The sequence below is a fragment of the Butyrivibrio sp. LB2008 genome, assembly GCF_000621565.1.
Lineage (GTDB): Bacteria > Bacillota > Clostridia > Lachnospirales > Lachnospiraceae > Butyrivibrio.
Window position 1 is genome coordinate 1 of record NZ_JHXZ01000023.1, and the last position, 21,869, is coordinate 21,869.

General features: G+C 37.7%; 17 protein-coding genes and 5 tRNA genes. 17 read left to right on the forward strand and 5 right to left on the reverse strand.

Annotation, left to right across the window (positions count from 1 at the left end):
- Positions 1–136 precede the first annotated feature (136 nt).
- The 5 genes from T356_RS0108745 to T356_RS0108765 all read left to right on the forward strand — a co-directional run bounded on the left by T356_RS0108745 (position 137) and on the right by T356_RS0108765 (position 737).
- Positions 137–209, forward strand: a tRNA-Asn gene (locus T356_RS0108745).
- Between the two features lie 58 nt (positions 210–267).
- Positions 268–339 (forward strand) — tRNA-Glu (locus tag T356_RS0108750).
- Positions 340–414: 75 nt separating this feature from the next.
- Positions 415–488 (forward strand) — tRNA-Ile (locus T356_RS0108755).
- 35 nt (positions 489–523) lie between these two features.
- A tRNA-Val gene (locus T356_RS0108760) sits at positions 524–596 on the forward strand.
- Positions 597–651: 55 nt separating this feature from the next.
- Positions 652–737: transfer RNA gene (locus T356_RS0108765), tRNA-Leu, on the forward strand.
- Positions 738–901: 164 nt separating this feature from the next.
- On the opposite strand, the gene T356_RS20340 is transcribed toward T356_RS0108765, so the two are convergent.
- From T356_RS20340 to T356_RS18935, 3 genes are all read right to left on the reverse strand, one after another.
- Complete coding sequence (locus T356_RS20340; RefSeq protein ID WP_051563303.1) at positions 902–2,251, reverse strand: tyrosine-type recombinase/integrase; 1,350 nt, start codon at positions 2,249–2,251, stop codon at positions 902–904.
- A gap of 211 nt (positions 2,252–2,462) precedes the next feature.
- Positions 2,463–3,845 carry a DNA primase family protein gene (locus T356_RS18930; protein WP_242846580.1) on the reverse strand — a complete coding sequence of 461 codons (1,383 nt, stop codon included), beginning with the start codon at positions 3,843–3,845 and terminating at the stop codon, positions 2,463–2,465.
- The gene (locus T356_RS18935) at positions 3,817–4,425 is read right to left on the reverse strand and encodes a CHC2 zinc finger domain-containing protein (protein WP_051563304.1); all 609 of its coding nucleotides are present in this window, start codon (positions 4,423–4,425) and stop codon (positions 3,817–3,819) included. The genes T356_RS18930 and T356_RS18935 overlap by 29 nt, the downstream gene beginning before the upstream one ends.
- Positions 4,426–5,130: 705 nt before the next feature.
- Here T356_RS18935 and T356_RS0108790 point away from each other — a divergent pair.
- The 7 genes from T356_RS0108790 to T356_RS21845 all read left to right on the forward strand — a co-directional run bounded on the left by T356_RS0108790 (position 5,131) and on the right by T356_RS21845 (position 12,811).
- On the forward strand, positions 5,131–5,796 hold the full coding sequence (locus T356_RS0108790; RefSeq protein ID WP_026514175.1) for a hypothetical protein: 666 nt from the start codon (positions 5,131–5,133) through the stop codon (positions 5,794–5,796).
- A 349-nt stretch (positions 5,797–6,145) separates the two neighbouring features.
- Positions 6,146–6,538, forward strand: coding sequence for a nucleotidyltransferase domain-containing protein (locus T356_RS0108795; RefSeq protein WP_026499344.1), 393 nt, complete (start codon positions 6,146–6,148; stop codon positions 6,536–6,538).
- On the forward strand, positions 6,538–6,900 hold the full coding sequence (locus T356_RS0108800) for a HEPN domain-containing protein (protein WP_026514176.1): 363 nt from the start codon (positions 6,538–6,540) through the stop codon (positions 6,898–6,900). Before T356_RS0108795 ends, T356_RS0108800 begins: the two co-directional genes overlap by 1 nt.
- A gap of 70 nt (positions 6,901–6,970) precedes the next feature.
- The gene (locus tag T356_RS0108805; RefSeq protein ID WP_026514177.1) at positions 6,971–9,958 is read left to right on the forward strand and encodes a TOTE conflict system archaeo-eukaryotic primase domain-containing protein; all 2,988 of its coding nucleotides are present in this window, start codon (positions 6,971–6,973) and stop codon (positions 9,956–9,958) included.
- A gap of 541 nt (positions 9,959–10,499) precedes the next feature.
- Positions 10,500–11,690: a MerR family transcriptional regulator gene (locus tag T356_RS0108815; RefSeq protein ID WP_242846581.1), complete on the forward strand. Its 1,191-nt coding sequence runs from the start codon at positions 10,500–10,502 to the stop codon at positions 11,688–11,690.
- A 162-nt stretch (positions 11,691–11,852) separates the two neighbouring features.
- A complete protein-coding gene (locus T356_RS0108825) occupies positions 11,853–12,713 on the forward strand; it encodes an LD-carboxypeptidase (RefSeq protein WP_026514179.1) in 861 nt (286 codons plus the stop codon).
- An 8-nt stretch (positions 12,714–12,721) separates the two neighbouring features.
- Positions 12,722–12,811: a DUF5680 domain-containing protein gene (locus tag T356_RS21845; RefSeq protein ID WP_242846582.1), complete on the forward strand. Its 90-nt coding sequence runs from the start codon at positions 12,722–12,724 to the stop codon at positions 12,809–12,811.
- 101 nt (positions 12,812–12,912) lie between these two features.
- Here the strand turns inward: T356_RS21845 and T356_RS0108830 are convergent, their stop codons facing one another.
- Positions 12,913–13,878, reverse strand: coding sequence for an alpha/beta fold hydrolase (locus T356_RS0108830; RefSeq protein ID WP_026514180.1), 966 nt, complete (start codon positions 13,876–13,878; stop codon positions 12,913–12,915).
- Positions 13,879–14,126: 248 nt separating this feature from the next.
- On the opposite strand from T356_RS0108830, the gene T356_RS0108835 reads away from it, so the two are divergent.
- The 3 genes from T356_RS0108835 (at position 14,127) to T356_RS20345 (ending at position 17,307) form a co-directional block, all read left to right on the forward strand.
- The gene (locus T356_RS0108835) at positions 14,127–14,795 is read left to right on the forward strand and encodes a hypothetical protein (RefSeq protein ID WP_026514181.1); all 669 of its coding nucleotides are present in this window, start codon (positions 14,127–14,129) and stop codon (positions 14,793–14,795) included.
- Between the two features lie 126 nt (positions 14,796–14,921).
- The gene (locus T356_RS0108840) at positions 14,922–16,211 is read left to right on the forward strand and encodes an MFS transporter (RefSeq protein ID WP_026514182.1); all 1,290 of its coding nucleotides are present in this window, start codon (positions 14,922–14,924) and stop codon (positions 16,209–16,211) included.
- Positions 16,201–17,307: a helix-turn-helix domain-containing protein gene (locus T356_RS20345; RefSeq protein ID WP_051563305.1), complete on the forward strand. Its 1,107-nt coding sequence runs from the start codon at positions 16,201–16,203 to the stop codon at positions 17,305–17,307. The genes T356_RS0108840 and T356_RS20345 overlap by 11 nt, the downstream gene beginning before the upstream one ends.
- A gap of 111 nt (positions 17,308–17,418) precedes the next feature.
- On the opposite strand, the gene T356_RS0108850 is transcribed toward T356_RS20345, so the two are convergent.
- Positions 17,419–18,987, reverse strand: a complete 1,569-nt coding sequence (locus tag T356_RS0108850) for a flotillin family protein (RefSeq protein ID WP_026514183.1) — start codon at positions 18,985–18,987, stop codon at positions 17,419–17,421.
- Positions 18,988–19,475: 488 nt separating this feature from the next.
- Here T356_RS0108850 and T356_RS0108860 point away from each other — a divergent pair, with 488 nt between their 5' ends.
- Positions 19,476–20,771: a GNAT family N-acetyltransferase gene (locus T356_RS0108860; protein ID WP_026514185.1), complete on the forward strand. Its 1,296-nt coding sequence runs from the start codon at positions 19,476–19,478 to the stop codon at positions 20,769–20,771.
- A 294-nt stretch (positions 20,772–21,065) separates the two neighbouring features.
- Positions 21,066–21,767: a sugar transferase gene (locus T356_RS0108865; RefSeq protein WP_026514186.1), complete on the forward strand. Its 702-nt coding sequence runs from the start codon at positions 21,066–21,068 to the stop codon at positions 21,765–21,767.
- Positions 21,768–21,869: the final 102 nt, after the last annotated feature.

Here is a 21,869-nt window from a genome sequence, read left to right on the forward strand (position 1 = left end):
CTGATGTGTACTAATAGGTCGAGGGCTTATCCATAAAGTGGTATAGAAGAATCTGGAGAAAGATAGTTCAGTGTTCGGTTTTGAAGGTACAAAAGAGAGTCGTAAAACGGCTCTTTATTTTTAGAAGTACCGATAATCCTCCTTAGCTCAGTCGGTAGAGCATTCGGCTGTTAACCGAAGTGTCGTTGGTTCGAGTCCGACAGGGGGAGCTAAGATACTAAGTGAGAGCTTAGTATGAATGAAGACTGTAGCTACGGTCTGTAATATGGCTCCGTGGTCAAGCGGTCAAGACATCGCCCTTTCACGGCGGTAACACGAGTTCGATTCTCGTCGGAGTCACTTGTGAGAACTTGCTTTTATAAAGCGTGTTCGAACTTGTTCTGTATGTATCATTTAAACAGAACTTTTTATTCAGGAGCTTTAGCTCAGTTGGTTAGAGCAACCGGCTCATAACCGGTCGGTCCCGGGTTCAAGTCCCTGAAGCTCCACTCGGTTTTTTAATAAAAACCATTCCCAGAAATATGGGGTCTTAGCTCAGCTGGGAGAGCATCTGCCTTACAAGCAGAGGGTCACAGGTTCGAGCCCTGTAGGCCCCACTCGCGATATGTGCTAAGCATATCGCGAATTTTTTACCATCATATAATATGGTATGCCGGCGTGGCGGAACTGGCAGACGCCCGGGACTTAAAATCCCGTGGGTAGTAATACCCGTACCGGTTCGATCCCGGTCGCCGGCAGTAATGTGTTGAGTCGTAAACTTAGATGATATCTGAGTTTGCGGCTTTTTTCTTTGTTTTATTCAATGGTTCCATTTTGCTCCAAAAGGGTTCCACGTATTGAAAATACTGAGGTTCAGCGAGATATATTGCGTACAATATTATGCATTGTTTTTGCATGAATATTAACCTATACTTAGAGCATTCATTAGTTGGTTTTCAATACCTTCAGGTTCTGCAACAGTTTCATAGATATAATGTTCTGTCATGGCACGATTTGAATGTCCTAAAGTTTTTTGTAAATAGGCAATATCTACACCTGCGGCGCGTAGTGTTGATGCAACAGTGAAGCGTAATTTGTGGCTTGAAAGATAAGGAACACCTGCATCAGCGCAATACTTTCTAAGACGCTCATTAAAAGTATCATTGTTGATTGTTCTTCCATGGCACATGAAAAGATACTCTCCGTCTGGATTAAGTTCATGTGCTTTTTCAATGATTGCTAAAGCTTCTGGTACCAGATAGATTTCCCTGACAGAAAAATGAGAATTTCCTTTTGGAAGTTTTTCATTTATATGTCTGGGAGCTTTAGTTACTTTCATCTTTTTGGTATCAATTGAGTATACTGATTCTTCAACAAGCTGGTGTTTGATAGTAAGTATATTTCCACGAATATCTTCATATCTGATTGCTCGTAGCTCACCGACTCTAAAGGTTGAGTAAAGCGCAAGTTGAATAGCTAAAGTATATCCATCCTGTTTAATTGATTTTAAGTGTTTTAAAAGAGCATCCCTGTCTTCGAGGTGGAAAGCCTTGTTGATATGCCGTGGCTCCTTAAACTTAAGTTCTGTTGTTCCTATGGATGGAATAAAGTTTAAGGGTATGTATTCATTTTCAGCAGCATATATAAAAACGCCATTTAATGCTGATTTTCGATTTACAAAAGCTTTTCTGGTAATTAGCCCTGGACCAGTCCATCGCTCAAACATATACTTTATGTCTCTCTTCTTGATATCAGCAATCTGCATTTGTGCAATTGGCTCATTTTTAAAGACATTTTTTAGTAATGTAAGATCTTCCTGAATAGTCTTATTGGATTTAACACCATGCCTTATACGCATATCAACCCATTCAAGATAAACTTCTTCAAAAGTATGAGAAAAGAAAAAGTTATAAAGCTTTTCAACTAATTCTTCTCGGCTTTTAGCACTGAATGTAGGATTTTTACTTTTCCATCTTCCATCTGAGCCTTTATAAAATAATTCCTCCTTTGCGCGCGGATGTGCAGTTCTATAGACTTTTTCAACAAGTTTAGTTTTTTTCTTTGAAATCATATTTATAATCTCGTCGCCATCGCCTGAAACGAGGGTAGCAGATTTTAAAATTTTATTCAATTGAGAAATATCTCTGGATTCTTCTTTATCTTCTTCATTTACGATACATTGAAGTTTCTTAATTTTGAAATTATTGTGATAACTTGATGCAAAAACAGATGGAGGAGCACTTGCAATTGCATCTTTATTGACATTATTCAATTGTAAGCACCTCCTTATCAGTTTTTTATTCATCAGCTTAAGAAATAATTGTTTTTATTTAAAAGTCACATAGGCCTTATATAAGGCTGAGAAAAACATGATTAAAGCCATGAAATATCAATAATTAGGCACATAGGCACGATTTTTGAAATCAATGAAGATTTTATATGGGTAAAAAGAAATTGATTAAAAACGGATGCCTTTCTGCCTTTTAGTTTTTGAAGGGAATATCTTTTAACGTGTGGATAGCGCATATTCCCTTATATCCACGGGCTGTTTTATTATCAATAGTCGCATTTTTTAAATATTTGAGCCCGAGTTTATCTGCACGTTGTCGTAGTTCTTTCGAAAAAGAGCTTTCTGAACGAATCTTGATAAGATTGTCATTGCCCCATAGGCAATATGCTTCATATAGCTCTTTAGTAGTTGCGATAGCAGGTTCATCAAAGAAGATATATCCTTCTGATTCAAAGAAATCGAGTATACTGTCTTCCTCCCTGCGAAGTTCAGCTTGATTTTGTAGAGTGCGTTCACTTATTGTGAAATGAAATTCATTGGCGGTCAGTCTTTTTAGACCTTCTAGGCACCATAGAGCTATTCCTTCAGTTTCTTCGGATAATTTTGCAGAAAGATTTCTGTCATCAACTCTGTTTTGCGATTTTTCTTTTACCCTGATGGTTATTTGTCTGCGATAGAATCTGTCGGATTTATCATACAGAGAACTGAGCGAACCATTTCCGAAAGCCATAATTCTAACATTTAGATAACCTTGATAACTTTGCTTTCCTTTGCGCTCAAGATTCATTTTATCTTCCATGGTTACTACAGCTTTTATAACTCCGGTGTCAGTAAGAGCCTCCATTTTCATATCATCATCAATCATAAGGAGCATTCCTTCCTGATCTGCTAAACTGAATCTGTTATTTGCCAAAGTGCTAATGCTGCATATAGTCATGTTGTTTCCGAGAAGGTTTCTGCATACGAATCCGACTCTTGATTTGCCTTCTCCACCGTTTCCGATTAAGAGCAACATGGCTTGGGCTTTTGTCGTTGGTATAAGGATATATCCCATAAATTCTTGTAGAGTATATATGTCTTCAGGATAAAGTAGTTCGTCAAGAAAACGTAACCATCTGGTTGGAGGAACAGCGTCTGAATTATAATTAACCGGTAATCTGTTAGAGCAAAATTCTTTTTCGGGAACAAAACCACCGTCAATAAAATATGTTCCATTTTTAAAATGAATCCTGTCTGTATGTTTAGGAATAATCTCACACATGGATTCATATCTCAGCGCATCTAATATTTGTTTGGCTCTTTTGACAATATTTGTTTTTACATATGGCTTAAGGGCATCAACGATTTCTTTTTTGAGTTTTTCCTCGCTGATAATTCCGTCAATGTCATAAAAGATTCCTCCGACATATTTAAGAGGATGTTTGCTGATGAACCAAGTACAAAATTCTACTTCATCAATCTTATTATTTTTGTTGTCATACCAGCTTGGAGTTTCATTTGTAAATTCAAATTGTTTGGCAACATCAAGCAGAGCTCTCTTTGTATTTTCATCTAAGTTGTTCCATTCGTTTTTCAATAGTAATAACCTTCCTTCCATAATTTGTAATAAAAAAAGCCCTGTCAGAAATATTTCCGTAAAGTAGTGTGTCTAACCAATACTCAACGTGATCGATTTCTTCCAGAGCTTCGCAAAAGTAAGGATGCCATTCGTCGTTTTCATCCTTTGGTGAATATTCAGTTTTCCTTTTTTTTAACAGCTGTAGATAATCTGTCAAAACAAGAAAAATATGTTTTTCTGTTTCGTACAAGATCTGTTCGTCTGATTTTGATCGCGATTTGATTTTGGGAGGAGCATGATAATTTGTATCAAACGATAATCCAAAATCTTCACAGATCTTAATTGCAGAATTTTTTGCATTAAGATGAAAATAGTCGGAGACAAAATCTATCGCATCTCCTTTTTTACCACATCCAAAACAATAGAAGCGTTTATCAATTTTCATGCTTGGATGTTTGTCATTATGGAAAGGACACAGACACACTCCGTTGTGATTAATTGTAATTCCATAACAATCGGCAACCTGACGGGCTGAGATATTTGATTTTACAATGTCAAAAACAGACTCTTTTTTAAAGTTAGGTGATTTAATGCTCATTTCTATTCAACCTCCTTCAAATACTGGAGTGGCGCCGCTTCTCAAGAATCCCTACGAGGGCTATAAAAGAAGTGGCAAGCAGTGCATTTGTGGGACAAATGCAATTTTTTGCTTGTTGGGGGAACTTCCCCAAACCCCTCACAACGGAAAAATCCGTGACGGCGCATTCGCTTAGGTTTGCATTTTTTTCTGAATGCGTTTTTCTTAATTGCAACAAAAAAGCAATCAAGAAAATTTCCTGATTGCTCTGTTTATGAAACTTATTTGATATTCTTACAAGTACTATTTTACCACCCCTAAAAATAACATCAACGGACAATAGCGGGACAAAACCGGGACATTAATGGGACAAAATAGGGACAGCTATATTTTGTGAATTTATGTATCAACGATAGATTTATAAGTTATTGTTTTGCTCATTATAAGAATATCATTTTGGGTTGTGATTGGAAATTGCCATTTGGGTGCCATATGGTTGCCATTTGGGTTACTTTTGGGGACATTTGGGGACGTTTTTTTATTTGAGGTAGTTAATTTGCATAATGTGAGTAAGTAGGATTCTCTTTTTTTGATGTATAAGAGGTAATCGTGAAATCATAATGTGTCGATATACATTATAGAGCTTTTGTAACTGTCTACAGTGAAATATAAAATTGCTAAAATAGATTTATCTGTTTTCATTTAAAGGTGCAAAGGAGATAAAACATGCTAAATGGTTTACTATTAGGAGTTGAAAATGCCAACGCTAACAAAACGGCAATACCAATGAATAATGACACTCCAAATTGGACATATATTCCATCAGCAGGAAGATGCAAAAAAACAAAGGAACAATTGGTATCTGAAATAAAAGATCTTGCAAATAGAGTAGCGCAAGCTAATAATGGAAAAGAAACAGAACAGTTAAATCGAGAGGTTTTAAAACTTCGAGCTGATTATCTATCTGATGTTTCTCCTGATAGGAGGACATTGTATCAGCAAGCAGAAAGAGCGATTAAATCTCAAAACAATAATAAAAAAGGTATACAACATGGAGGCGGAGAATTAACGTTGCTTTATTTTTTGGAGCATGCGGACAAATCGCAAAATTTGTCGGATAAGAGTTTTTCTCTTGCCGGTGGAGCTATGCTTACATTTCCAATATTGACTACTGGTGGATATGGAGTAATTATTGAACGAGGCGGAGTGCAACTATTGGCAGGAGATGAATACGGATGGGGATATGAAATGACTCCTGCGGAATTGAAGAAAAAGGCTGAATTCTATGCTATTTATAATAGTGCTGTAAAAAATGCTCAAAAAGAAATTAAAGAATTGAGAGATTTACCGGACTATTTGGAAGACAAGCCTATATTTGATAGTCTTGCATAACTAAATAATGTAGTTGCCTTTATATTACCAAGCTATTTTAATAAAATAGTTAGTCAAAAGAGATTCTGAATTACACAGGGGCTCTTTTTCATTTGGATAAAATAATAGGGTTGATTATTCATTTTTTCTGCATAACACTACCAATTAGAAAGAGTTCCATAAAGGGTTCCATTAAAAATGGCGTGGCGGCGAAGCTCCTTTCTTTGTGGCTTTGCGAGATGAATAGAAGTTCGATCCCGGTCGCCGGCAGTAAGAGAGAAGCGTAAGATGCTTCTCTTTTTTTTACGATGTTTGTAAGGTATAATAAGGCTATAAATCATAGTTATTGATGGATAGGTGGTGATCATTTATGTGCAAACTTATCAAAGTTAATACAAATTATGATTCATCCGTAATGGTTGCGGATTATAAAGCTGAGATTATCAGGCACATCATTAGTACAGCAAAAAAGTGCCCGGATATTGATGCTATTATGCTGTTTGGATCCGTGTTGGAAGAGAGATGTAAAGAAAAATCTGACATAGATATTGTTATAATCAGTAAGAAAACAGTCAATGCGCTTAGTGATAGAAAATCCTTTAACGAATTTATGAAGGACTTGTATCTTTTGGATTTTGCCCAGGAATATGATTTCCTATATTTTAAATCTATTGATGAAATTTATCAGAAAAAGGAAAAAGCTCCTATCTGCAAGGAATTAGCGGAGAAGGGACAGATTATTTATAAAAGGCAGGCTGCGTAATGGGGAATACTTTGTTATCAATTGCAAAAGCTGATATAAAAACTGCTAAGAACCTTGTTAACAGTGATGATAAGTATCAAAAGCATCAGGCTGCCTATTTGACTCAGCAGGGTGTAGAGAAAACTTTAAAGTATGCTATTTCTCTAAAAACGGGAGGACAGCCTTGGGGACATGATATTACAAAACTTGTAATTTTAGCCCAACAAAATGGCGTTGATGTACCTGATTTTATTTGTAAAAAGGCTAAGATGATTACATCCTGGGAAGTGGTGTCCAGATATTATCCAACAAGCGTTATCAGGAGAGATACTATAGCACATGTCATTAGGGTCGCTGATGAATGGCAAAAGAAATTAAAATGATATTTTGTGGGTATGGCTTATGCCGTACCCATTTTTGACAAATGGAAGGATATTTGAAGAGATAACGTATATGAACGAAGATCAATATATTTCACGAATCAATCAACTTGAAAAAGAGATAGGTTATTTGCATAGTTTGCTCGATGAGGTTGGTATTACTTATAGAAAAGAAGCAAAGAATATTGAAGATCTATCTCCTGACAAGAACATTCTATTTGAAGATAATCAAGGTGCCAGAGTCAGACCTTTGGAAATAACCAAGCATCGAATAAAATTCTTCCGCAACTTGTTTAACGGACGAAACGATGTTTATAGTCTGCGTTATGGAAAGGTTAATAAGAAAACCGGAAAGCACAGCTACTATACTCAGTGTTGGTATTTTTGGAAAGATGGATTGTGTCCAAAGAGAAATAATCCCAAGTTTTCTTGTGGTGAATGTAGAAATCCGAATTATAAGGAATTGACGGATGAAGTGGTTTATGAGCATCTGAGAGGAAAGAAGGAAGATGCTTCGGATGTATTAGGGGTATACCCGCTACTTCTTGATGAAACTATAAACTTTCTTGTGTTTGACTTTGATTGTCATAATGATGATGTTTGTGGTGATGATTGGGCAAATCCTGATTCTGAATGGATGATTGAAGTAAACACATTTAGGAAGATATGTGAAGACAATGACGTGCCGATTTTAGTTGAGCGCTCAAGATCTGGCAAGGGAGCCCATTTTTGGATATTCTTTGAAAAGCCGATATTGGCATCTACAGCAAGAAGATTTGGAACAGCTTTGCTAACCAAAGGTGCCGAATCTGTTAATATGAAAAAATTCACATATTACGACAGAATGCTCCCAGCTCAGGACCATATTCCGATTAATGCAAAGACTGGGAGATCTGGATTAGGAAATCTGATAGCGCTGCCATTACAGGGACTGGCTTTACAGGCTGGGAATAGTGCTTTCATAGATGAAAACTGGAATGCATATCCTGATCAATGGGAGTGCCTCAAGAATGTTAAAAGAATCTCTAAAGAGATTGTTGAAGAAAAGATAAAGGCCTGGGGAGCAGATGGCTTATTAGGGGGCCTATGTAATGATTTTGATGAAGATGCAGATGATCCCATGGCGAGAAAACAGAAGCCTTGGGAAAAAGTGAAACTTTCTTTTTGTAAGGAAGATGCACCTTCCGTAGTAGAAATCATCATTTCTGATAAGATATACATTAATTCAAAAGGAATGCAATATAAAATGCAGAATGCTATAAGGAGAATGGCTGCATTTAGCAATTCGGAGTTCTATAAGACTGCAGGTATGGGCTTTTCAACGCAAGGTATGTCTAGAATCATTTCTTGTGGTTATGATGATGGAGATTATATTTGTATTCCGAGAGCTCTTTTAGATTCACTAATTGAAAAATTAAATGCATCTGGAATTCCATTTTCTCTTACTGATAACAGATGTAAGGGAACTCCTTTAGATGTTTCTTTCAATGGTGCTTTATATGAGGAACAGATGAGAGGTGCACAAGCAATTTTGGAGCACGACAACGGTGTACTAGCAGCCACGACATCTTTTGGGAAAACGGTTGTAGGTGCATATTTAATTGCCCAAAGAAAGGTGAATACACTAATTCTTGTTCATAACACAGAAATTCAGAAGAACTGGATTGAAGATTTAAGCAGATTCTTAGATATTAAAGCTGAATTACCTGAATATAAAACAAAAACAGGAAGAATTAAAAAGAGAAAAAACTTGATTGGAAAACTGTATGCCGGGCATGACTCGATGACTGGAATAGTTGATGTTGCTATTTTTTCTTCTCTTGGAAAGGGTGATGAAATCAATCCAATTATCGAAAACTACGGAATGGTAATTATGGATGAGTGCCATCATGGAGCAGCGCAGACGGTTGAAGATGTAATTGGGGCAGCAAAAGCAAAGTATGTATATGGATTAACAGCTACTCCTAAACGGGAAGATGGACTTGAAAAGAAAGTGTTTATGCAGTTTGGAACTATTCGGTTCAGATATACTGCTAAAGAGAGAGCGCAGAAACTAGGCATAGCGCATTTTGTATATCCTCGATTTACGAGGCTTGTAAGTTCTACAGATCTGAAGATAACAGACGCAAACCGGGCTGTTATTGAGTGTGATTCTAGGAATGATCAGATAATATCTGATGTGGAAGACTGTATTAAGGATGGTAGAACTCCGTTGGTATTAACCAAATACAAAGAACATGCGGAGCTGATTTATCAGAGATTGCAGGGAAAAGCAGATCATGTATACCTTCTGCAAGGCGGAGGAAGTAGAAAAGCTAAAGATGAAATGAGATTGCAGATGCGAGCTGCTTCTGATGATGAATCTGTAATACTCGTGGCAATTGATAAATATGTTGGTGAAGGGTTTAATTTTCCAAGACTTGATACATTGATGCTGGCAATGCCTGCAGCAGCTGAAGGCAATATTGAGCAATTTGCCGGGAGGTTACATAGAGATTATAAGACAAAGACGGAAGTAATAATATATGATTACGTAGATTCGCATATCCGAGTTCTTGAAAAAATGTACCACAAGCGCCTTAGAGCTTATAAGAAGATAGGGTATGAAATTTGGAATAATGCGATTATAGACAAGCAGGATGCAAATTCTATCTTTGACATGGATTCATATGAAAGTGTTTATGAGAAGGATCTTTTGGAAGCAAATAAGGAAATTGTTATTTCAAGTCCAGGCTTAAATCATTCTAAAGTTGAATCTTTTATTAGGCTTGTAAAGAAAAAACAGGAAGATGGGATCAGAATAACTGTTGTCACCCTTAACCCAGAAGGATATCCGGAGGAAAGGATTAAAGATACCAAAGGCATTGTGCAGTTATTAAAGGACAACGGAGTAAACGTCAGAATACAGGATCACATGCATGAACACTATGCAATTATTGACAATGAGATTGTGTGGTATGGAAGTATGAATCTACTATCCAGAGCTAAGCTTGATGACAATCTGATTCGAGTTAAGAGTAAAGAAGCAGCGCTTGAACTATTGGAGCTTACTTTTGGATAATCAAAGATACAGATATGTTTTAAAGATTGATATCGCTGCTGTAAATATTGTTTGTTATTCAATAAATATGAATATCCTTTATCATACGAAAGTGGGTCAGAAAATGGACCAAAAAAGAAGGTGAGTCCGCAAGGCTCCTTTCCATGCGGGTTCTGAGATGTCACAAAAGTTCGATCCCGGTCGCCGGCAGTAAAACATTAGAGAATCACATAGTATGCGGTTCTCTTTTTTGTTGCCATCTTGTACTATAGAAGAGTGTGTATATATTCTTATTCTAGGGAGTTTTCCCTCTGTTAAATCAAGAGAAGAAGTTTTTTTCTATGGACATAAACAGAATAGATTTTGGAAGGTGATACAGTCTTCCCGCAAATGTTGCCTGGAATATGGAAAAGCTTCTGAGTGCATGGAAGATTATAAAAAAGTATTTACCTTGCCCTTGGGGCAGCCCTTACCATTAAGTAATCATAGGATGAAGTACGTACGAATCAGCTGTATTACTTAGTTTCTAAAAATGCATTTACCTAAAAAGGAGGGCATCAGTATGAAGGAAAAAATGACATCGGGAGAAATTGCAAAGCAGGCAGGAGTATCAACTAAGGCGCTTCGTATATATGATGAAAAAGGGCTGCTTAAGCCTGTTGGGCTTTCTGAGGGCAATTACAAACTCTATGACAAAAGCTCACTGATAATTCTTGAAAAGATTATTGCGCTCAAGCATATTGGATTTAGTCTTGAAGAGATTAAGAGCAGTCTTGAGAATGATGAACAGAGTTCTATAAGAGAAATCCTCGAGAAACAGCTTGAAATGATGGACCAGAAAATATATGAACTTCAAAAGGCTGCAAAGTGCATAGAATCAGCGCTTGCAAGGTTTGATGAAAATCCTGACTGGGACGATATTGCAGACATTATAAGAAAAATGGAAATGAGTCAGGGGGCGGATGAGCGCAGATGGTATGCTGCGGAACATGCTGCAGACGGAATTGAGTGGTATGAAAAGATTTTTAATTCTTTATCATTTGAAGAAAATGATACTGTTCTTGATCTTGGTTGCAGCTACGGCCTTTTGTGGAGAAAGAACTGGGATCGTATTCCCAAGGACTTCAATGTATTAGGTGTAGACATTCACGGAAATTGGGCTGATGATCTCTACAATTATCTGGTGGATAACCGCGAGACGCTTCCGGAAGGATCTGGTATTCAGATCTTTTTCAGTAATCTTGAAAAAGATGAGACATGGGAAAAGATAAGAGAAAAGAAGTATTCAAAGATCATTGCGCATTATCTATTATCTTATCTGCATGATGATGCTTACTTCATTCAAAATGTGGCGCAAGTGCTGGCGCCAGGCGGTATGTTCTCTGTTAATCATTACGGAGAAGCAGTGAAGGAATACGATTTCTGGGAAAATTGTTTAACTGAAGCGGGTTTAGATATTTCTTTTGCCCTTAAAAAGAGACAAGAAAGAAGGCAGGCAGACGCAGAGTTTGAGGCGCTTTTATCAGAGAACTTCGATAGAGTTGAAAAGATAGCACTTCCGGGGCCATTAGTATTCGATAGCACAGATGCTCTTTTTGACAGAGTGCAAATGAAATACCCCGAGGGCGGGAAATATCTTGAGGACAACAGGGGTGCTATAGAAAAATACTTTGCAACTGTGTTGCTGAAAGATGGCCCTGTTACCGTAGACATGGATAGCACATTTTATCATTGTTATAAGAGAGAGGGTTAAGAATGGATAATAAGCTCTTTCCGGAGAGACTTGACAGAAACAAAGTATATGAATGTGGAATATTTTCGTTATATACAGATAAAGTCAAGCTTCCAAGTGGGTATATGACGACTTTGATGATTTAGAGGAACTGATAAGCTATATAAAAACAGGGAAAAGATAATGAAAATTGGTATTTCAGCTTGTTCAAACGGACATTTGCCGGAGTGGCAGGATCAGATAACTGAACTTGAACAGGTTTTTGACAACATGAATATTGAAACAGCTCTTTCACCGCATATTATGAGAACTATAGATGAATATAGCGGGACTGATAAGGAAAGAGCCGAAGATCTCATGAAGTTTTACACTGATGATGCGATAGATGCAATCTATGACATTTCCGGCGGAGACTTGGCTAATGGAGTGTTAAAATATTTAGACTATGACGCCATAGCCAAGACCGATAAGATTTTTTGGGGATATAGCGACCTGACAACTGTTATTAACGCCATATACACAATGACGGGCAAGCCGGGAGTTCTTTATCAGATAAAAAATATTATCTGGTCATGCGGAGATGTTCAAAAGCAGAGATTTTCAGATTACATTTCAGGAAAGAATAATGACCTGTTTGATATAAAATACAGCTTTTTGCAAGGAAACGACATGCAAGGTGTGGTTGTAGGCGGCAATATCCGCTGCTTTACTAAGCTTGCAGGAACAAGGTACTGGCCTGATATGAATGGGAAGATATTGCTTCTTGAGGCACTTGGCGGAGAATTCGGGCAGATAGGGACTCTTTTTAACCAATTGGATGATATAGGTGTGTTTGACCAAATATCAGGTGTATTGCTTGGAACTTTCACTAATTACGAAAAAGCAGGACCATCGCTTACTGTATATGATCTTTTGAAAATGCATATCTCAGAGGTGCTTCCCGTAGCATGTACAAGAGATATAGGACATGGCCATGATGCTAAGGCTATCATGATTGGAAAAGAATACAGTATTCATGCGGATACACATACAAGTGTAATGTAACCGGAGATATTCGTTGGTTTCAAGGGTATGAGGAAATCTATTGTAATAATATAAGAGTTTATGAATGCTTTTTTCATGGTGGCATAATGAAGGCTTGAGATGCATCAGGATATGATTAGTCCAGTGATATATATACCCTCTTTAATGGATGAACCGGTAAAGAGGGTACATATATTCTGAAGACACTTATTTTTTTGAGTTATTTTAGACTATCAATATGGTCTTTTATGATTTTTGCGCATTCTTCTGTACGATCCATGTATATTGCATGTTTACCATATAAAGGAACAAGCTCACAATTTCCAATTTTTTCTTCATATGGAATCCATTTTTTTTCTTTTTTTTCAGGGTTTTCATCGAAGGCATTTATAGCATCAATATATATTTTGGGAATATCGTTTGGTTTCAAATTATCTATAACATTTTTTGCATTTTGGTATATTAAATTTGATTCAGACATAATTGCATGAGTGCCGGTTGTTTTTGAAAACATATAGACATTCATATCAAGTTCTTCACCGGTCATATTATCAATATCAGCAAGGGATCCATAAACATTTTTCATTATTATGGATTGAAGACCTACTTTTTCTGCTGCATAAAATATGCGTGATCGATTATTTGAATAGTTTCCTCTTTCTTCGTCAATGTAAAGCGTTCCGTCCATAATTATTACACTTTCAATCTCATCTGGATATTTGTTCTGCCAATAAGAGACATAAAGTCCACTGATTGAGTGGGCAAGCAAAATATAAGGACCTTCTTCTCCCATATTTTTGAGAACCGTTCTATAATCTTCCACGATCTGTTCTACGGTACGATCAGTTTTTGTGTCCTCACTGAATCCATAGCCGGCTCTGTCTATAAAGATAAGCTGGTTATCCTCTTCGATACTTTTTGTCATTTTTCTCCAGGAAAAATTCATGGTACCGTCATACAATCCCGAACAGCATACTATTTTGTGCTTACCGTTTTCGTTTCCAACTTTTAATGTGTTTAGTTTATAGTCTCCTGCGGATACCAAATTACAATATCCGTTTTTTTTCAACCGGTTCATTATGTTATGAACTTTAAACCTGTAGTGAATAGATGTGAGCGATAAAAGAACAATCACGACTCCAAGAAGTATTGCAAGAACTTTACCTATCATTTTTAATATATTCATGATTTTTTCTCCATTCCTTTACTATATCTGTTATACTATGTGTGTCGTACTATGCCTATCGTAGTATACTACTACGGTATATATGGTATGTCAATACTTTGTTTTTGCATATGTGCTTTGAAATGTCTTTAACAGAAATAATAATAACCCGATATACATAATAGAGCTTTTGGAATCATCTGCAGTGAATAAAAAATTACTAGAAGAGATTTATCTGTTTTCATTCTAATGTGCAAAGGAGATAAAACATGCGAAATGGTTTACTGTTAGGAGTTGGAAATACCAATAATATCACAACGGCGATAACAATGAGTTATGGGGAGCCTAATTGGGCAATTATTCCATCAGCAGGAAGATGTAAGAAAACAAAGGAACAACTTGTATTTGAAATAAAAGATCTGGCAAATAGAGTGGCGAATGCTAAAGAAGGAATAGAAAAAGAACTGCTAAATCGGGAGGTTTTAAAACTTCATGCTGATTATCTGTCTGATGTTTCACCTGATAGGATAGGATTGTATCAGCAAGCAGAAAAAGTAATTAAATCTCAAAACAAAGATAATAAAGGCATACCACATGGAATCGGAGAATTGACATTGCTCTATTTTTTAAAGCATGCGGAAAAATCTCAAAATTTGGCGGATAAAAGTTTTCCTCTTGCAGGTGGAGCTACGGTTACATGTCCTATTTTGACAACAGGTGGATACGGAGTAGTTATTGAACAAGGCGGAGTGCAGATACTGTCGGGAAGTGATTACGGATGGGGATACCAGATGACTCCTGCAGAGTTGCAGAAAAATAGTGAATTCTACGCAATTTATAATAGTACCGTAAGGAATGCTCAAAAAGAAGCAAAAGAAGAATTGCGAGACTTGCCGGAATACTTGGAAGACAGGCCTATGTTTAATAGTCTTGCATAACATTTTTAAAAACTTTCCCATTAGGAAAGTTTTCTTTTCCTAACACCTACAACCGATGTATTATATTATTGACTGTTTTTCTATAAGCTAAATTCATAAATCATTTGTTGAGAAGGAGATTTAGCGATGGAAAACGGTAAGAGTAGAGGGATTTATAGTAATATCCTCAAGAATAATGAATATAGAAAATTGTTGTTTTCGAATCTGATCAACAGATTTGGGGATTCGGTGGAATCAATTGCTTTGATTTGGATTGTATATCGGATAACGCATAGTGCGGCATGGTCTGCAATAGTCTTTGCGCTTAATACGCTTCCAAATGTTTTGGTTCAACCTTTTGCAGGGGCATTTGTGGAGAAGCTTAATAAGAAAATGGTTGTGATTACTACACATTTTCTTAGAGCTGCACTTATATCGTTGTTCATTATTCTGTACAAGTTTGATTGTGTTAATCCGCTGATCTTATCAGTTTTTACCTTGCTTATCACGACTATTGAATCTTTTAATTTGCCTGCAGATACCGCCTTTACTGCGCAGGTCATTAGGCGTGAAGACATAAGTGCAGGTATGAGTCTTAATTCTGTTTTTACCAATGCTGCCTCACTTGTCGGTAACGGTGTTGCCGGATTTATTATTGCAAAAAGCGGGATTGAAGCAGCGATGTTTATAGATGTTTCAACATTTATAGTCGCAGCAATGCTTATCAAGCTTATAAAAGAAAATGATAATATCGCTACACAGAAAGCGTGTATCGTAAAAGCCGGTAATCCCGGATATGCAAAGCTGCTTAAAGACGGTATAGCTTACATGCTAAAGACTCCGGCAGTAAGAAATTTCTGTGTCATATGCATTGTTTTTAACTGTATGCTGATTCCGATCAATGCGTTGCAAGCTCCGATTGCAGATGAAATTTTCGGGATGGGGAGCGAATTACTGAGTATTGCCGGAATATTTGCATCTATAGGTGGTATCGCGGGAGCAGCTCTTTTGCCTTATCTTGCGAAAGTATTATCACCGCTTAGGGTTACAATTCTCGGGGCGATGATGCTGACGGCCGGAATGGCTTGTTTGCCATGTGGAAGACTGGTAAAAGGGGATGCGATTCTTTCGTATTTGGTGATAAGTGTCAGTTTTTTTGCGATGGTAGCATCATCTTCGCTGGTCGGGGGAATGATCAATATTCAATTCATGAAATGTGTGGATAGCAGGTTCATGGCGCGGGCATCGGCTGTTTTTAGTGCTTCTGCGACAGCTGCCATGCCGATAGGTTCACTTATTATCAGCATGTTTGTTACATACATCAGCGTGACATATATGTTGATCTTCAGTACCATAGCTTCTGCAGTAATGCTTATAACGATCACGGTTATACAGCCTGTTCTGGAAAAAACGGAGGAGCCAGTCATTGCAACTTAATCTAAATAAGAATATCAAAAAATACCGCAAAGAAATGAATCTGACACAGGAGGAACTTGCTGAAGCATTTGGAGTCACCGTCGGCGCGGTCTCAAAATGGGAAAGCGGCAGTACTGTTCCGGACATTATGACTATGATTGAGTTAGCCGACTTTTTTAATATTTCAATGGATATACTTCTTGGCTATAATCTGTCATCAAAAAGGATTGAAGACATAACTCAAAGGATATTTAGTTTGGCAAAGGAACAAAAATATGAAGAAGCTGTTTCTGAAGCTGAGAAGGCGCTTGTTCGCTATCCTGCAAGTTTCAAGATAATAAGAGCGTGTGCTTCAATGTATGCGGTTCTTTTTCTGGCAAACGGAAAAAATGAAGATGCAAAAAGATCGGTAGAATTATTTGAAAAGGCATTAACGCTTCTTTCGCAAAATGATGATCCTGATTGCAGTGAATTTTCTATACGGATGGATATAGCAAAAATAAAGAACTACTTGGATCCGGATGAAGCTTTGGCGGAGTTTGGCAAGATTAATTATCTTGGGATTGCGGATATAGACATAGCACGCTTGCTGCACAAAAAGGGAGAAAAGGATGAAGCATTGGACCGATATACAAAGGCCTTGTTTCGAAATCTCATGCAGGAATATGATTTATCTTTTAATATGTCATGGGCAATTATGGAGCGCGGGAAAAATAAAGATTTCAGAGATGCTTGTGATCTGATTGATCGGAGTGTAGCATATATAGATTCAGCCGGCTTGGGAAAAATCTGCTATATATCCAAAATGAAAGTTATTCTTCTCGTGATTAAAGCACTGGCTTTATCTTGTCTTAATGAGTATGAAAAGATGAGAAAGACGATTGATGAAGCATATGCGCTTGCAAAAAAATATGATGCCAATCCAAATAATTTATTTAGCGATTGTATAAAATTTTGGTATGCAAAAGAGGAATTTAACCCCATCATAAGCGATGATCTGGGGCGGAGCGCTGTTGAGAGTATAGATAATTACTTGGGAAAAAAGCTTTATCCGGCGAAGGAAGTGTTGGCGCATAAAACTAAGGAGGCTGAAAAGTATTGGAAGAGCATTCGCTAAATAATTTTTTGGAAGATGAGATTCTCTTTTTTACCCTGAGAAAATACTAATTAAAAAATTTGTGGACAGATTATGCATACGACATAATCTGCCCACTTTGTTTATTATTCTTTATTCTTCATCGTTATTTTTCTTAGGTGTTGCTTTAACTTCGACATCGTTAAGTCCGGTGATGTTTACGTTTTTGGTGACTTTGGCATCATATGTGCCGGCTTTCATGATCTCTGCGAAATCAACTCCTGTTGCTTCTGACATGGTATCAAAAACCTGTTTCATTACAATGGGCATGTTACCGGAAATCTGGCTTGCGCCGTTTGATCCGTCGCCTGTTCCGTAGATGTTGATCTTGTCAATCTGTGAAAGAGGCTTAGCAATTTCAGCAGCCATCTGAGGCATGATCTTGATCATCATTTCGGCCATAGCAGCGCCGTTGTACTTCTTGTATGCTTCAGCTTTCTTTTCCATTGCTTCGGCTTCTGCAAGACCTTGAGCTTTGATGCTTTCGGCTTCGGCTCTACCTTTTGCGGCAATACCTGCAGCTTCTGCGTCGTACTTTGCTTTGATACCGGCAGCTTCCTGTTCGGCAGCGTACTTCATTGCTTCAGCTTTAGCTTTCTGAGCCTCAGCTTCTTTTTCCTGTTCGTACTTACGGGCTTCAGCTTCACGCTGTCTCTGGATGAGCTTTGCTTCAGCGTCTTTTTCTGCACGATACTTATCGGCATCGGCTTTTTTCTCAATTTCAGCGGCAAGTTCCTGCTGTTTTACGAGTACTTCTTTCTGCTTAAGTTCAGCTTCACGTTCAACCTTGGCAATCTCAGCATTAACTGTTGCTGCCTGGATTGTTTTTTGCTGTTCCTGTTTCTGAATCTCGTAAGCGGCATCAGCTTCAGCCTGTGCTGTATCAGCCTGTTTCTTAAGAGCAGCTTTTTTAATGTCAAGTTCGTTATTCTTCTGCGCAATCTCGGTCTGAGCGGCAACTTTCGCATCGTTGGATGCTCTGTCGGCTTCAGCCTGGGCGATAGCTACATCTCTGTCAGCCTGTGCCTTTGCGATAGCAGCGTCTTTTTTAATCCTTGCTGTATTGTCGGCACCGAGATCTCTGATAAGACCATTTTCATCGGTTACGTTTTGAATGTTGCAGGATATGATCTCGATACCGAGTTTATCCATGTCCTTTGAAGCCTTAAGCATAACCTGATCTGAGAATGAATCTCTGTCGGTATTGATTGTACGAAGATCAAGAGTACCGATGATCTCACGCATATTACCCTGAAGAGAATCTTTGAGTTCTTCGGCAATCTGTGCAGGTGCCTTGTTAAGGAAGTTCTTTGATGCAAGAAGGATTCCTTTTACATTTAAGGGATCTTCATCAGTGCCTATGTTAATGATTCTGTCTGTTGCGATGCGAACCTTTGCAACAGCGTCTACATCGACGTTAATAAAGTCATTTGTAGGAACTGACTGTTCTGTCTTTATATCTACTGTCATCTGTCCGAGATAAAGTTTATCGACTCTTTCAAAGAAAGGAATCTTTACGCCCGCTCTTCCGATTAGAATTCTGGGCTCTTTGCGAAGTCCGGAAATGATAAATGCCTGATCCGGAGGCGCTTTTACATAACCCATTGCGAAAATAAGTATTACAACCAAAGCTGTAACTGAAGCGCCAATAATTGCTGTCATAGTTGTCCTCCATTCTGACTGAGATAACTCAGCCGCGAATACATCTTTTCCCTGAAAAAAATGTGTAGAATCAGAAAAGATGTATGTTATTGATTTGTTATGTGTATATTATAATCCAAGTCACATCTTAGATAAATATTGATATTGACGAAAAGAAATGTTCCTAATCTGCAAGAATTTCGGATTAAAAAAATAATAGAAATTGGGATATGTTGTTGACATATAATAGTATGACAATTATAATCGGTACTAATAATTTTCAGAAAGAAGATATGGATATGAGAGAATTTATGCTCATCAACAATAATACTAATACCAATCCAAATCCCGTGACCAATAATCAGGGGACTATTAGTGTTATATTTGATGAGGATATTCGGATATGTCATATCTGAGATAAAAAGTAATCACAGAGACAGAGAGATTAAGAGCCTCATCAAGCGTACATGTTTGGTGGGGCTCTAATTATATATGAGAGGAGAATTGTTATGGAACTAATAAGAGTGCAGGATTCAGACTACAGGAAGGCGTATGAGCTGTATATGACTTTTGATAAGGACGAGAACGGCTTTGTCAACAGCGTGTACGGCTATGATTATGACAAGTTCTTAGAGTGGATCGAGATGAAAAGAAATTGGTCAATGGGAAAAGGGCTTCCTGAGGGCTTTGTACCTGATACATCTTTTGTGCTTTCGGTGGACGGTGAGTATGTCGGCGTATTTAACTTAAGACATTATCTGAACGACTTTCTAAGGAACGGTCCGGGGCACATCGGATATGGCATTTCCAAGAAATACAGAAGAAAAGGATATGCTACGGCTGGCCTTAAACTTGCACTTGGAAAGGCAAGGGAGATTGGGATTCATGAAGCTTATCTTTCTGTAAACAAGGACAATACCGGAAGTTTAAAGACTCAGCTTAACAATGGTGCATATATCCACCATGAGGATGACAGTAAGTACTACACAAGGATAAATGCGATAAGCGAGTCTGACAGCAGGGAAAAGATTGTAACTGATTATTACAACCAGACTGAAGAGGATGGAAGGCTTGATGAATCAAGACACGGACAGCTTGAGTATGCGACAACAATGCACTATATTCACAGGTTTGCGGATTTAGATAAGAAGTTCAAGATCCTTGAAGTCGGCGCGGCAACGGGAAGATATTCAATAGCACTTGCTAAGGAAGGTTTTGATGTCACTGCTGTAGATCTCGTTGAAAAAAACATTGAGATATTAAAGAAAAACAGTGAAGGAATCGCAAACATACATCCAATGCAGGGTGATGCGACTAAGCTTACAGGCCTTGAAGATGACAGCTTTGATGTGACGCTGGTTCTGGGACCTATGTATCATCTGTATGACAGGGAGGATGTGGACAAAGCTATAGATGAGGCAATTAGAGTAACAAAGCCCGGCGGAACTATGATGTTTGCCTTTATTTCAGTCTTTGCATTTATGTACGCAAACCATCTGGACGGAAACTGGAAGAACGGAGAAAAAGAGAACTTCACGGAAGACTACAAAATAAGGCATTTCAAAGAGCAGATGTTTACTGGCTATGATGTCACGGAGTTTGAAGATCTTTTTACCGGGAAGAAAACAGAACACATCACGACAACAGGCGTTGACGGACTACTTATTTCTATGGAGATGAATCCGGAGTTCCAGATTTCGGATGAAGATTTCGAGTCGCTGAAAAAGTGGTACCTGGCATTTTCGGAGAAAAGAGAACTGCTTGGAAGTTCTACACATCTTCTTTATATCTGTAAAAAAATCTGATAAATGCACAGTATTTCGCTGGTATATTAATTCGAATATCAGCGAAATACTGTAATAATATGATTAAACTTTTATAAAAAAGCAGATATTTCTGCGCTTTCTTGTGACAATGTGATTTTTTTAGTTTATAATAAACTTATTGATGATAAAGGTAACAACAATCACTGCGCTAAAATTATTTAAAAAATACTCAAATTTTCTCTAAAATAATTATGCCTAAATGCCGATACATCAATTGGGTACATATACTGATGGTAATTGTTCCTTATAAACATAGTCACGAGAGGGGACGATATGGCGAGAACGAATGTGGTTACGGCTGACAGAGTCGTAAATATCAGAGGCAGAAAGATTATTGAGCTGAATTATTGGGAGATTTACGATCATAAGGCCAATATCTATAAGTGGGTCAAAAGAGCTTTTGATGTGATTGCTGCATGCGTAGCGCTTGTTTTATTGTCTCCGGTTTTTCTTATAACAGCAATCGCTATTTTCGTTGAAGACGGAGGCCCAATTTTCTTTACCCAGCAGAGAGCCGGTAAGGATATGCAGAGCTTCACGATTTATAAATTTAGAAGTATGTACAAAAATGCCGAGGATCTGTTCGAGAAGATGCAGGAACAGAATGAGCAGACAGGACATGCTTTTAAGATCAAAGACGATCCCAGAGTTACTCACGTGGGCAAGTTTATCAGAAGATTTTCAATTGATGAGCTTCCTCAGCTCTTTAATATCATTAAGGGCGATATGAGTGTTGTTGGACCGAGACCTATTCTCTATGAGCAGATGGAAGCCTGCAATGCATATGAGAAGCAGAGGCTCATCGTTAAGCCCGGACTTACCTGTTACTGGCAGGTATGCGGAAGAGCCAAGATAAAATGGGATCAATGGGTAGAACTCGATCTTAAATATATTCAGGACATGAGTATAAAGAAAGATATAGAACTCATCATCAGAACTTTTCCTGCGGTATTCGGACAGGACGGAGCGTACTGAGTTTTTCGGACAAAAAAGAATAATAAAAATCAAAGCTGTCATTTATAGTATCTGATACTAAAGTGGCAGCTTTTTTGTTTGATAGCTATCAAAAAAACGCTT